Here is a 13,035-nt window from a genome sequence, read left to right on the forward strand (position 1 = left end):
TTCTATTGCTAAAAGTCCTCTGCTTAATCAGAAAGTCTTCCCTTGAGGGAAGTACGGCTTTAGCCGGGATGGGTGTTGGGGCCAAGGTAACATAAGCTTTAGCACCAACACCCACCGCCTCTCTCGATTACTTCGGGATCGGCACCTCCCTCAAGGGAGGACTTTTCAGTTCAGAAATTCAATATTTTAAAATTTTATCGTGGAACCTCCACCTTTTCAAGAATCATTTGTATCACCTGATCGGGTTTCATTCCCTCCATTTCTTTTTCAGGAGTTAAGGTGATTCGGTGTCTCAAAACCGGGTTAATTACTTCCTTCACATCCTCCGGAGTGATAAAATCCCGGCCTTTCATTGCGGCCCAGGCTTGGGCGGCTCTCATCACAAAGATCGATGCTCTTGGAGATGCTCCAATAGAAACTGAACTGCTATTCCGCGTATTCTGGATGATTTGAGCAATGTACTTCATCAGCTCCGGCTCAACATGAATGGAGGCGGTCACCTTACGCTGTTTTGCAATTTCTTCACTGGAAATAACTTTATCCAAAGCGCTTATATCCAGAGTATTCTTTCGAGCGTAACTTCCCGAGATAATTTGAATTTCTTCATCAAGGGAAGGGTAGGGAACATCAATGCGGAACAAGAATCGGTCGAGCTGTGCCTCCGGAAGTCGATAGGTGCCTTCGTGTTCAATAGGGTTTTGAGTGGCTACAACCATAAATGGGGCTTCCATAAAATAGGTGTTACCGTCCACGGTGATTTGTCGCTCTTCCATCACTTCGAAAAGTGCTGCCTGGGTTTTGGCCGGAGATCGGTTGATTTCATCAATGAGTACGAGGTTCGAAAAAATAGGTCCTTCCTTGAATTCAAAGTCCGTGGTTTTAGGGTTGAAAACCGAGGTTCCGATTACATCAGCAGGCATTAGGTCTGGAGTGAACTGGATGCGGGAGAAATCAGCACTGATGGTTTGCGCAAGCAGTTTGGTGGTTAGGGTTTTGGCGACTCCGGGGACGCCTTCAATTAACACATGACCATCAGCCAGTAAGGCTGCAATTAGTAAATCTACCATCTCCTGTTGTCCGACTATAATTTTCTTAAGTTCTTTTCGGATGGAGTCAACCAGACTTTCAAGTCCGGAAAGATCGGTGCGATTTTCAAATGGTGTAGGGTCTTTATCTTCTGTGTTCATCGTTGGCTGAGGTTATAGAATTGGTCAATTCTGTCGGTTAGTAACTTAAGTTCTTTTGTGGAAATTTCTTCTTTTTGAGAGAGGACATCGATTAGATCAAATATTGCTTCAATTTCATTTTTTTGGATACCGGAACGGATTGCTACATCCTTGATAAGTTCCTGAGTGGGGATATCAGTATCAAGATTTAGGTTTGACCGAATGTAGTCAAAGAAAAAGTTGATTTTCTTATCTGCAATGAGTTTGTGATCCCCTTTCTCACGATAGAGATCTCCAATCGTTTTGGCAAATTCAATGCTTGAATTTTTTGGAGGGGTGATTTCAGGAATTATACGCTGCCGTCGCTTGGCTCTGAAAATCATGAATAGCACAACACCGGAAAGACTCAATATCCAGGCCCACCTCAAATGCTTTTCAGAAACGACGTACCGTACAACACTTCCACCGGAAGAGCGAACATCTTTATAATATTCATCCCAAATGGTGGTCTTTTCGGGAAGATAGGAAAGTGCGGTCATTGCATAATCAGCTCCGGTTTTATTTCGCACAAAATAGTTGGTAAATAAAGTTGGATTGGCGTGAAGGAATAACTCTCCTTTCCCAACACTCACCTGAATAAAGTTTGGGTTTTCTTCATTATTGATTCCAAGTAAGCGAACGGTTCTCGTGGAGTCGAAACTCGAAAAATACGTTTCTGTTGTTGATCGGTGATAGGGATAGCCGTTTTTTGAAGCTAATTTTGGGTTGGTGAAATTCACAAGGACGCTATCTTCATCAAGGATGATTCCTCCCCCTAAAAAAGGGTTATTCATGCGAGTTCCCAATTTCAAACTGTCAGCAAAAGCTTGGTTGAATGATCTTGCAGCAATGAAAACCCGGGCACCCTTTTCAACCTGACTAAGTAAAATCTCTGTCTCATAGGGATCGAGGCCAAACGAACGGTTTATGAAAACCCAGTTTTTTTGGGGATTAGTGGTATCAGTAAATTCAAAAAGGGGAGACTGGTTTACAGAAATGGAATCATCGGGAAAGACGGTTGGTAACATTTCATGTATCAGGTAGCCTCCGTATGGGATGGTATCTTCATTTGAAAAACTTTCGGTCCAGTCTAAGGGCTTGGGTTCAAACACTTCAACAAGTACAAAAATTGTGATGAGTGTCCCGAGGATGAAATAATATGTTCGTTCTTTTTGAAACATCACCCCGAAGTTTTTTCTGAAAATTCACGAAAAATGCGTTCCACATTATTAAAGCCAGATTCATCAATAGAAAAATGTCCGTACTCTACATACTCATAAAAATAAGTAAGCTTTTTGAAGGAACTGTGAACCGGATGGGCATTTAGCTCTTTTACATAGTCGTAATTTGTTTTGTCGGGCTTCCAAGTGATCAAACCTGACTGATCTAACTGCTGTAATGCTTTTAAATATAGAATTCGTACTGCATCTCGAAAATTTTGATTTGATAAGGCTTTATTCAAGAGGACATCATAATCTGTTTTTTGAAGTTCGGAGGCTTTAATATTCAAAGAAAGAGATTCGGCCCCCGATTTCTTGCTAAAAGCACTGCTTAAATTCCCTCCTAAAATTTGATTGATTAAGCCAACAAACACGATGGCAAAGATCAAGAAAAAGATAAATCGAATAGCCACAGATACCCATCGGTTATCCATGATATATCCAATGGTCTGAATGAGCCAGCGCTGAATGCGACTCCATAAAGTTTCCGGGTTTGGTGCTACCTCATTGTAGCTAAAAACTTCATCAGAGGTTAAAGAATCTAATGTCTGGGAATCTACGGTTCGGGCGTGGATATCGCTGCTATCAACCGGAAGAGTGAAGTTGGTGGTATCCTGCGGTGGGATAAACACACCGGTCATAAAAATTAATAGCAGCTTGGCAATCACCCCAGTTCCTCGATTTGTGCTTTTAAGCCTTTTCCTTCTTTTCGCTCAATAAGGTTGAAATAATGGAGTGCTAAAGCTATTAAAAGAATCACGGTGAAAAGAGAAGCGAATAAAATCATCAGGCCATATAGTATCCCAATCATATTCACAAAAGATTGACTTGATTCTGCCCCTGCCGAAGAAAAGAAGCTCATTACAATGCCAAGAGGAATGATCAAAACATAGCTCATAAAGCTTGTAACAATATTCATAACCAAGTAGGTAGCAAAGGTAAACCACCAGTGTCCCTGTACCAACTGCCATGAGCGGGTAATGGCTTCAAGGGGATTTTTACGTTCCAGAATTGAAACAGTAGGAGAGACAAATAATTTAATTCCCACATAAATACCGGGAATAATGAAGAATAGGAATGAAACAGAAACGGCCAAAATGATAAGGACATAGAGCAGGAAGAGCATGATGAAATTCATCCCAAAACGGTCGGTGATATCAGAGAGTTCAACAGTGTCTTGTTCATTTGCTACACCAATGTGAGTAAGGGTAACCGTCATCAGTGCTACTGAAGACATGACCAACATCAGCATCCCAATCATAAACCCGGGAGTTATCATACTCTCAGCGGCTTCAGGATTATTGAACATGGCTGAAAAGAATGAGCTATAAGCATCCCCCACTAAAAAACCGGAAATCAGATAGAAGGGTGCAGCCAGCAGCAGTAAAGCTTTACCGAGAGATTTATAGTGATGTTTGATGTATAAAAAAGAATCGGTTAAAATATCACCGAGGTCACGGTATTTTTGAAGCTTAAAGTCGTTCATCCTGATGTTTTAATTTTAGGGGTAGAATTACAAAATAGTAAATCACGAATGCTAAAGAACCCAATATTATAATCAAGCTCAACCAGAGCGGCATTTGTGTATATCTGGTTACAAAAGATTCTAACAGTCCGGCCGCTACGAACACAGGAACCAAACCTACGATCATTTTTAAGCCTTCCCGTCCTGCTTTTATAAAAGACTCTTTCCGGGAAAGGGTGCCGGGAAATAAAAAACCATTACCGACAACAAATCCTGCTGCCCCGGCTATTACAATAGCAGAAAGTTCTAAGGTGCCATGAATGAAAATCACCCTAAGAGCTTCCCCAATCAAGCCGTATTTAGCAAAAAAGTGTAAGAAGGCGCCTACCATCACCCCATTATTTAATAAAACCAGTCCTACACCTATTGAAGTAAGCAATCCACTGACAAAAGCATAAAAAGAAACCCGAATATTATTGATGGTAATGGCAAAGAACATGTCCAGCTCTTCGGCTTTTTTGTAGACAGCCAAAGGGTCACCTTCATCAATATTACTGATGGTCATATTTACATATGCATCTCCCATAATGTAGCGGACAAAACTCGGGTCATTGGCAGATGAAAGAATTCCGATTCCAATGGCCACACTAAATACGATGAGGCTGTACAGCAATTCCTTTTGTTTGGATGCAAAAAGACGGGGAAGTTCTTGCGTCCAGAAGGTTATAAGCCGATTGGTATCCTCTTTTTTAGAGCGATAGATTTCATCATGTACCATCACTGAAAGCTGATTTAAATACTGTTCAGTTTTACTGCCGGGGTAATTGGCTTGAGCATAGGCAAGATCAGCATTTAGTTCTATATAAAGTTCGGCAAGTTTATCGGGATTATCGAAAGATTTATCCTTTAGAAGTTGCTCAAACTCCTTCCACTTATCTGCATTTTTTCTTAAAAAAGCTACTTCCCTCATTCAGATAGTCTAAACCACTTTCATTTTGCCGAGCATGGATATAACTTCACGCTCAATTTGTTCGAAAAGAAGATAGTAAAATAGTGATAAAGTGATTGGTGATGAAGTGAGAGTAAATTCATCAATCAAAAATTAACAATCATCAATTAAATGGTAGGAATTGAGACGAGTCAGCACGTAAAACTAAGCTATGAACCAGCAGGTGTAGGAGAGAGGATATTAGCTTTTTTCCTGGATGGGTTTTTCATAGGAGTATATTACCTGGTGGGGGTATGGATTTGGGGGTATGTAAATGAAATTGGCGGTACAGATCCTTCAGTATTGGGTAGTTCGATGTGGGGGTTTTATGCCTTTATCGTATTGCCGATGATGTTATATCATTTGGTTTCTGAGACCGTTTCAAATGGATACAGTTTAGGTAAGAAAATAGTAGGTATTCGGGTCGTTAAAACTGATGGAACCCGGGCAACTTTGAGCGGTTATTTGGTACGATGGCTATTTCGTCTCATTGAAATTACAATGACCAGCGGTGTGGTTGCTTTCATAGCAATAATTATGAACGGCAAAGGACAAAGAATTGGGGATATTTTGGGTAAAACCTGTGTCATTAAAGAACGTAAAAAGGTCAATTTGGATAATACCTTATTTGCTGAAGTGGCCGATGCATATGAACCGGTATTCCCTCAGGTAGCAGAACTTGATGATAATGACATTCGGATCATAAAGGAGGTATTAGATTCAAGGCCGCATTATGAATATGATAATTGGATTCTAATGCTACAGAAAACAAGAAAGAAAATAGAAGAGCGATTGAGTATTCAGGATCACGAAATGCGGGCTGATGATTTCCTTAAGACCGTTATTAAAGATTATAATGCCATTCATGGGAAGTGAGGAAATTGAATTCCGATAAAATATATAGGTATAAGATAGAAAAGTGTTGGGCAGATACTGAGGATTTGAACCTTATCTTTGTCCCTTTGCGAATACAACACAGAAACTATAGGGGCACATTAAAAAAGTTTGAGGGTTTTTTGAAATATAAACACTTTCGTGTTTTAGAGTTTTTGTGGCTAAATAAATAATTGTGCTAAAAAGAAATAAAGCGATCTGCAAAAACAGCAATCCATACAAGGGGGAGGTAGGCAATGGATGCGAACATCATTTGCTTGGCATTAGCTTTGGTTCGATCAAGTCCAAACTTGATGGTGTAGGCCAGAAAGCCAAGTGCGAAGATAGTGCCTAGAACAAGGAAGATCATCCCGGAAATATCAAGCTGATACATAGCAAAGGTTACGGGGAATAAAGAAAGTGTACAAATCATCGACCAAAAAACGGTTTTGTATCCCATCTCATCTTTGCGTGGAAGCATTTTAAGACCGGCACCGGAATAGTCATCTTTGCATAACCATGCTATTGATAGCACATGGGGAACTTGCCAGAAAAACATAATTCCAAATAAAAGCCACATACCCGGTTCAGCAATATTACCTGTAGCAGCGGCCCAGCCTCCAACGGGGGGAAGTGCCCCAGGGACTGCTCCAATGGCAATATTAATGGGGGACACCTTTTTCATAGGAGTATAAACGCCCAAATAAATAAGAGCTGTAACAAAAGAAACGGCTCCTGCAACGGCATTTACCATCAGGATGAGATACAAAAGCCCGGAAAAAATCAGAGTCATGGAAAAGACCATCCCGCTTTTAGAATCAATACGTCGGTCGGGAAGAGGGCGTTTGGAAGTACGCTTCATCAATCCATCGGAAACACGCTCAATAAATTGGTTATGAGCACCGGTTCCGGCGGCAATTAAATAAGTTCCTATCAGGGCGTGAATGAGAATGCTAAAATTGATGTTAGTTCCACTGCCGAGGATGAAACCCACTAACATACTTACCAGAACGGACATAGTTATGCCCGGTTTGGTAAGTTGATAATAATCGGAAATAACATCCGTCACAGATCTCTTGATAAGGATGTTTTCTTCGGCTGAATTCATTTAAATTTGATAGGTACAAAAAATTAATTTGTGCAGCCCCAAATTTAACTATTATTCCCCATATTTGACAGTCTTTTAACATGAAATTAAATGCTTTTCAAAAAACTGCAATTATAACAGTTGCGGCTACTTTATTTTTGATTTTAGTAGGTGGGTTGGTCCGCGCAGCAGGTGCCGGTTTAGGCTGTCCGGATTGGCCCAAGTGCTTCGGTATGTGGATACCGCCCACAAGTTTAGCAGATCTTCCGTCTGAATTCAATGCTAACCAGTTTAATGTTTACAACACCTGGATTGAATATGTCAATCGATTAGTGGGGGTACTCATTGGATTTTTAATCTTGGCTACTTTTGTGTTGTCTTTCAAATATCGAAAGAGTAAACCCACCGTTTTTTATAGTTCTTTTGCTGCCTTTGTGCTAGTTCTTTTCCAGGGATGGTTGGGAGGTGTAGTTGTTAAAACGGGTCTGCATTCGGGAATGATAACCGTCCATATGTTGGTAGCGATGTTGATTATAACAACTTTATTGTATGCAACTTTTAAGGCTACAAGTGATTTTCTAAAAGTCAGAATTGAACAAGAATTTAGAAAGAAACTACTCTTGACCCTTTGGATTCTGTCCGGTGTATCTATGGTACAACTTGTATTGGGAACGCAGGTCAGAGAAGCAATAGACGCCATAAAAAATGCAGCCGAGGTTTTACCGAGGAGTATGTGGCTGGATAGTGTTGACACTATTTTCCCCATCCATCGAAGTTTCTCCTGGTTGGTGGTATGTGCCGGAGGATTCTTATACTATATTCTCACCAGATATAAAGCCGAAGGGTTGGTGCTAAAGCTGGGGCGTTGGAATGTGATGTTGGTATTTGCGCAGGTGCTGGTAGGAGTGGGTCTCTATTATCTGGATATGCCGAGAATATTACAGGTGCTACACTTGGTAGGAATGGCATTCATGATATGCGCCCAATTCTTAATGATATTGGTGGTGAGGTCAGCTAACAAAAATATTTAACCGGTTTCAGAGTCTCTCGAGCAGCTCATTTAAAAATACCTTTATTTCATTGAGATCTTTTCGAGCTTCTGCACTTAACTTAGGTTTAGGTTTCTTAGCTTCACCATTCAAAATTTCCTTTACCCCTTCAGGACTATATTTTTTATCATGTAAGAGTTCTTTTATCCTAAAAATAAGGGAAAGCTCTTGTTCTTTGTAAACCCGGTTTCCTGCACTGTTTTTTTTTGGTTTAAGTTCAGTGTACGTTTTTTCCCAGTTACGCAAAACATGAGGTTCTAATCCCGTTAGTTTGCTGACTTCACCCATGGAGTAATACAATTTTTTCATAGCAGGCAGAAAGTGTATTTTAGACTGTTTTTAATGGTATGAAAGTAAATCAATTCTGAACATATATAAAAGCATACATTTTGGAAACAAAAACGTCGAATAGCCCAATAGATATAAGTGTTGTAGTACCCGTTTATAACGAAGAAGAATCATTGGCGGAGCTTTCACAACAAATTGAAGATGCATTGTCCAGAGAGTATAGCTACGAGATATTTTTCGTAGATGATGGTTCTTCAGATACTTCCTGGAGTGAAATTAAAAAGCTTTCCGAAAAGCATAGTAATATACATGGGATTGCCTTTAGCCATAATTATGGGAAGAGCGCAGCCCTGCAAGCCGGCTTTGAAGCCAGCAAAGGTACCTATGTAGTTACCATGGATTCTGATTTGCAGGATGACCCGGCCGAAGTTCCCGAAATGATTCAAATGCTAAAGGACGGCTATGACTTGGTGAGTGGATGGAAAAAAGAACGTCATGATCCTATTTCGAAAACCATTCCATCTAAATTCTTCAATTATGTAACCCGGAAAGTAGCCGGAATTGAGCTTCATGATTTTAACTGTGGGTTGAAGGCGTATCGGGCTGAAGTTGTGGAAGACATCTACTTGTATGGAGAACTCCACAGGTATATACCAATGCTCGCAAAAAAAGAAGGCTATACACGAATTACTGAAAAAATTGTGGAGCATCATCCCAGAAAATATGGCAAAACGAAATTTGGTCTTTCTCGCTTCATGAATGGCTTTTTAGACTTGGTTACGCTGACTTTTGTACAACGCTATCTTCAAAAACCAATGCATTTCTTTGGGACAATTGGTGTCCTTATGCTTCTGATAGGAGGTGGAATTAATCTTTATATTGCATATACCAAATTGATATTGGGACAAGCCATTGGCGACCGCCCATTATTATTTCTGGGTATTTTATTAATGGTATTGGGAGTTCAACTTCTCTCAACAGGACTTTTGGGAGAGATGATCAATAAAAATAATGTAGAAGGACAAAAGCCTCGTATTAGAGAAAAAGTTTAGATCTGATACTTTGCTATCTAATAGAGACGTTGTTTTTGGGACGAATAACATTAATGGAGTCCACATGTATTTCAAAAAATCTTTTGTTCTTTTAGGCATCTTGTTTATAGGAGTAAATGGATGCGCTGATATTTTTAATTCCGATAGTGATGAAGTAAAAATAAGGATTGAAAATTTTTCGGAATATGAAATGAAAAATCTGGTTGTAAGTTTTCCAGATGAAGAAGTAGAGTATGGTAATATTAACAGCGGGGCAAACAGTGTTTATAAAGAAGTTAAAAAGGCTTACAGATACGCTTATATTGAAACTTATATTCAGGGTAAGAAAGCGGTCTTACAGCCTATAGACTATGTTGGGGAAAGTTTTCTTTCGCCAGGATCATATACTTATGAACTAAATTTTGATGAATCTGATATAGACTCAGAAGGAAATATTTTTTTAAACATCACCTTGGTAAAAGACTGAAATAACAAAAAAGCCTTGATTGACAATGAAGTAATCAAGGCTTTTTAGATGTACCGCGTACGGGATTTGAACCCGTGCTACCGCCGTGAAAGGGCGGCGTCCTGGACCCCTAGACGAACGCGGCATTAAAAATTTTTTCAATAAAAAAACTGTGGATGGTTAATATCCACAGTTTAGTAAAAATGGGAGCCCGATGGGAATTGAACCCACGGCCTCTAGGGCCACAACCTAGCGCTCTAACCGACTGAGCTACGAGCTCCGTGTTTTGTTAAATTCCAAGCTCCAAATCTCAATTTTCAAAAGTTTATAGTTTGGAAATTGATACTTGGTTATTGGAATTTAAGCTTTGCAAGCAAAGCTTAGTACCGCGTACGGGATTTGAACCCGTGCTACCGCCGTGAAAGGGCGGCGTCCTGGACCCCTAGACGAACGCGGCATAGATAAAAATTCAATAAGTCAAAAAAGAGCAAAGCCATTGGTAAATGAGGCGACAGGCGGACTCGAACCGCCGTACGAGGTTTTGCAGACCTCTGCCTAACCACTCGGCCATGTCGCCTTTTGTGTTAAAAGCAAAAAGCTAGTACGCCCGACAGGAGTCGAACCTGTAACCTACGCCTTAGAAGGGCGTTGCTCTATCCAGTTGAGCTACGGGCGCTCAACTTAACAAGATGTCAAAAAAAGTGAGATTTCCTGATATAAATGTAATCAGGAAATCTCGTTTAGTCGGGGAGACAAGATTTGAACTTGCGACCCTTCGCTCCCAAAGCGAATGCGCTACCGGACTGCGCCACTCCCCGGTTACTGTCTTCAAGACAGATTCCAAAAATACGAAGCTAAGCTATTTCAGGCAAATAGTTTTATGGATTTTCTTTACTTATTTTGTGTAGCAACTCATCAGAAAAGGTGGACCAACTAAGATCGCTTTTTAACGGTTTTAGAGCTTCTTTAAAGGCTTCCCGGGTTTTTTTATCGGTAAGTTTTATGATATCATTTTTTAACCCTTCAATATCACCGGGTTCAAAGGTAAATGCGTTTACATTTTTGTGCACATGTTCAGTTAATCCTGTTAAACTTGAGACGATTACAGGTACATTAAAATTTATAGCGTTAGCTAAAATTCCACTTTGGGTTGCAGACTTATAGGGCATTACCAATACATCAGAAATGGTGAAAATTTCAGCCATTTCATAATCACTTACAAATCGATCCACTATTATATAAAAATCCCTGTGCTCAGATTTTATCATTGATAATAAATCATTTTTATTAGCATAGAATTCTCCTGCTATCAAAGGTCTTATCTTATGTTTTTTCAGATCAATTTTATTAAGAGCCTTGATCATAATATCTAACCCTTTATATGAGCGAATTAAACCAAAAAACAGAAATACATGTTCTACTTCCTCTACTCCATACTTGGTTCGGAGTTCACTTTCAGTTTCTTCCGGGAAAGATTGTTCATAGACTGGATGAAAGAGTTTTGTTACATTCGTTTTGACGCCAAGATTTTCAGCCTCTTTTGTGCTTTTCTCTGAGATTACTATCAAATTATCTGATTGGTTTATTAACCTTTTTGACAAAATTTCGCCCATAGGAAACTTCTCATGAGGCACTACATTGTGGGCCAATAAGTGAATGCGGATCCTGGGATTATTTTTTTTGAGTGTGTTGACAACTTTCATGAATGCCGGGGCAAAATAGGGATGCCAATAGCATATAATTAAATGATCTGGATTATCCTTCAAAATTTCGTTTGCGGCTTTTTTCCATTTAAATGGGTTGGAAGAGTGTAAAACCGGCTTTGCATATTCTTCTTCATTGAAATCAGTTTCAAACTGAGATTTTCCGGGAAACAAAAGTGAGGGGTATAGGTAACTAAAGTTATAGGCCCTAACTTCAGTTTTCTTTTTCAAGTTCTTATATAAATAATCACTGAATGTTGCTATTCCTCCTCGGTAAGGGGGGAAAACACTTAGAATAGAAATCACAGATTTTTTTTAGATGGTACTGGTTACATAATGTAATTACAAACTTAAAAGCACAAATATTTGTGTTATTTTAGGCCAAATCATTAAATCCTTTTTAAAATTCCTTAACTCAAAAATGAGAATATTTTTATCAGCTTTTATTATTTCGTTGCTAACAATGGCGACCTTACAAGCCCAGTCGGTACAAATTAATGAAACTTCGGCTACCCGCTCAAACAGTTTTGGAGAGTTTCCGGTTGCGGGGCATATTGTTAACATATCAGGTAATAAACTTTCTTTTATAAATGGGGGTATTCAGTCTTCCTCAATAAATGAACATACTTCAATATCTACTCTTTTAAGTTTATCTGAGGTAAGTATTTTTGAAGGTAGCGGCATGCAACTATTCTCAAGTTCGTCTTTTTCCCCTAAAAGTGGTGATTCTTCAGTAAAGGTTTATGCTCAAGCTAATGGTAATTATGTTGTGCGTGAAAACATAGCCAACTTCTTGTTCTTTAATTCATGGGGAGATATCAAGCAGTCCATCTCAAATAGTTCACAAAGTACAGAAGGGGAGTCTGTATCTGAGCTGGCAGCTGATCCTGCATTTAAAACAATAGTCATTTACAACCCTACAATTGTCAGAAATGGAGTTGAAGGTTCCAGGGCTCGAATTGTAAATAACAATTTCACTACTACAAACTTATTTAGCAGCAACAACAGAGAAATTCGAAATATTAATGTTAGTGAAGACGGACAATTTATCGGGATTTTAACCTATCAAAATGGAAGTGATGATTTGTTTTCGATGTTCGACCGTTTTGGAAATGGATTGGTAAGTATCAGTTTTGATCAAACCATTGAAGACGCCGTTATCTCCAGCAACGGAGAATTTGTAACTCTGAGATCAAACGGCAGGGTTGGAGTTTATTCTACTTTATCAGGTGAAAGAATCGGAAGCACCAGTTTTAGATCCAGATTGGTTTATGCTGAATTTATCCCTGAAGATCAGACTATTTTAGCCTTAACCGCCACGCAATCCGGTTCTGTGCTGAATGATGTTGAGGTGCATGCCATAAATATTGAACAAAGGTCAGTAGAACGGCAAGAGTATAATTCTGCATTAAGCACCACTAACTTGTTGCCATTACGAATTGAAAGAGAAGGCAGTGATCGTTATATCCTGAAAGGATTAAATAAAACCTTAAAATTACAGGTTCAGTTTTAGAATCTGACTGTCAATAAAAATGGCCTTCTAACTTAATAGAAGGCCATCATTTAGGTAAATCTTATTTAAGAAGGGTCTTATGAAGCAAACGAGTCAAAGCGGATCGTCTCTGAGTCGTTTAAGCAATATGTGATATAAGTTATGATT

At 39.3% G+C, this 13,035-nt stretch carries 13 protein-coding genes and 6 tRNA genes; 5 read left to right on the forward strand and 14 right to left on the reverse strand.

Annotated elements, in window-relative coordinates; all coding sequences use genetic code 11:
* Positions 1-194 precede the first annotated feature (194 nt).
* From RI561_RS08080 to RI561_RS08100, 5 genes are read right to left on the reverse strand one after another with little or no spacing between them, the layout of a single operon-like run.
* A complete protein-coding gene (locus RI561_RS08080) occupies positions 195-1,187 on the reverse strand; it encodes an AAA family ATPase (RefSeq protein ID WP_395079729.1) in 993 nt (330 codons plus the stop codon).
* A complete protein-coding gene (locus RI561_RS08085; RefSeq protein ID WP_395079730.1) occupies positions 1,184-2,386 on the reverse strand; it encodes a DUF4350 domain-containing protein in 1,203 nt (400 codons plus the stop codon). Before RI561_RS08085 ends, RI561_RS08080 begins: the two co-directional genes overlap by 4 nt.
* Positions 2,386-3,093 carry a DUF4129 domain-containing protein gene (locus RI561_RS08090; RefSeq protein WP_395079731.1) on the reverse strand — a complete coding sequence of 236 codons (708 nt, stop codon included), beginning with the start codon at positions 3,091-3,093 and terminating at the stop codon, positions 2,386-2,388. Before RI561_RS08090 ends, RI561_RS08085 begins: the two co-directional genes overlap by 1 nt.
* The gene (locus tag RI561_RS08095; RefSeq protein WP_395079732.1) at positions 3,090-3,911 is read right to left on the reverse strand and encodes a hypothetical protein; all 822 of its coding nucleotides are present in this window, start codon (positions 3,909-3,911) and stop codon (positions 3,090-3,092) included. The genes RI561_RS08090 and RI561_RS08095 overlap by 4 nt, the downstream gene beginning before the upstream one ends.
* Positions 3,898-4,860, reverse strand: a complete 963-nt coding sequence (locus RI561_RS08100) for a stage II sporulation protein M (protein ID WP_395079733.1) — start codon at positions 4,858-4,860, stop codon at positions 3,898-3,900. Before RI561_RS08100 ends, RI561_RS08095 begins: the two co-directional genes overlap by 14 nt.
* 150 nt (positions 4,861-5,010) lie before the next feature.
* On the opposite strand from RI561_RS08100, the gene RI561_RS08105 reads away from it, so the two are divergent.
* Positions 5,011-5,754, forward strand: a complete 744-nt coding sequence (locus RI561_RS08105; RefSeq protein ID WP_395079734.1) for an RDD family protein — start codon at positions 5,011-5,013, stop codon at positions 5,752-5,754.
* Positions 5,755-5,950: 196 nt separating this feature from the next.
* Here the strand turns inward: RI561_RS08105 and cyoE are convergent, their stop codons facing one another.
* Positions 5,951-6,859 (reverse strand): heme o synthase, encoded by a 909-nt coding sequence (cyoE, locus tag RI561_RS08110; protein ID WP_395079735.1) that lies wholly within the window; start codon positions 6,857-6,859, stop codon positions 5,951-5,953.
* An 80-nt stretch (positions 6,860-6,939) separates the two neighbouring features.
* On the opposite strand from cyoE, the gene RI561_RS08115 reads away from it, so the two are divergent.
* Entirely contained in the window at positions 6,940-7,869 is a 930-nt protein-coding gene (locus RI561_RS08115; RefSeq protein ID WP_395079736.1) for a heme A synthase, read from the forward strand.
* 6 nt (positions 7,870-7,875) lie between these two features.
* Here the strand turns inward: RI561_RS08115 and RI561_RS08120 are convergent, their stop codons facing one another.
* Positions 7,876-8,196 carry a MerR family transcriptional regulator gene (locus RI561_RS08120; RefSeq protein ID WP_395079737.1) on the reverse strand — a complete coding sequence of 107 codons (321 nt, stop codon included), beginning with the start codon at positions 8,194-8,196 and terminating at the stop codon, positions 7,876-7,878.
* Positions 8,197-8,276: 80 nt separating this feature from the next.
* Between RI561_RS08120 and RI561_RS08125 the strand changes: the two genes are divergently transcribed.
* Both RI561_RS08125 and RI561_RS08130 read left to right on the forward strand, forming a co-directional pair.
* Complete coding sequence (locus RI561_RS08125) at positions 8,277-9,227, forward strand: glycosyltransferase family 2 protein (protein ID WP_395079738.1); 951 nt, start codon at positions 8,277-8,279, stop codon at positions 9,225-9,227.
* A 64-nt stretch (positions 9,228-9,291) separates the two neighbouring features.
* The gene (locus tag RI561_RS08130) at positions 9,292-9,693 is read left to right on the forward strand and encodes a hypothetical protein (protein WP_395079739.1); all 402 of its coding nucleotides are present in this window, start codon (positions 9,292-9,294) and stop codon (positions 9,691-9,693) included.
* 51 nt (positions 9,694-9,744) lie between these two features.
* On the opposite strand, the gene RI561_RS08135 is transcribed toward RI561_RS08130, so the two are convergent.
* The 7 genes from RI561_RS08135 to RI561_RS08165 form a co-directional block, all read right to left on the reverse strand.
* Positions 9,745-9,817 (reverse strand) — tRNA-Glu (locus tag RI561_RS08135).
* Between the two features lie 61 nt (positions 9,818-9,878).
* Positions 9,879-9,952, reverse strand: a tRNA-His gene (locus RI561_RS08140).
* Positions 9,953-10,056: 104 nt separating this feature from the next.
* A tRNA-Glu gene (locus RI561_RS08145) sits at positions 10,057-10,129 on the reverse strand.
* Between the two features lie 49 nt (positions 10,130-10,178).
* Positions 10,179-10,249, reverse strand: a tRNA-Cys gene (locus RI561_RS08150).
* A gap of 25 nt (positions 10,250-10,274) precedes the next feature.
* Positions 10,275-10,348: transfer RNA gene (locus RI561_RS08155), tRNA-Arg, on the reverse strand.
* A 68-nt stretch (positions 10,349-10,416) separates the two neighbouring features.
* Positions 10,417-10,490 (reverse strand) — tRNA-Pro (locus RI561_RS08160).
* 60 nt (positions 10,491-10,550) lie between these two features.
* Positions 10,551-11,606 carry a glycosyltransferase gene (locus tag RI561_RS08165; protein WP_395079740.1) on the reverse strand — a complete coding sequence of 352 codons (1,056 nt, stop codon included), beginning with the start codon at positions 11,604-11,606 and terminating at the stop codon, positions 10,551-10,553.
* Between the two features lie 190 nt (positions 11,607-11,796).
* On the opposite strand from RI561_RS08165, the gene RI561_RS08170 reads away from it, so the two are divergent.
* Positions 11,797-12,888 carry a hypothetical protein gene (locus RI561_RS08170; RefSeq protein WP_395079741.1) on the forward strand — a complete coding sequence of 364 codons (1,092 nt, stop codon included), beginning with the start codon at positions 11,797-11,799 and terminating at the stop codon, positions 12,886-12,888.
* The last annotated feature ends 147 nt before the right edge of the window (positions 12,889-13,035 follow it).

This window comes from Gracilimonas sp., assembly GCF_031581265.1.
GTDB lineage: Bacteria > Bacteroidota > Rhodothermia > Balneolales > Balneolaceae > Gracilimonas.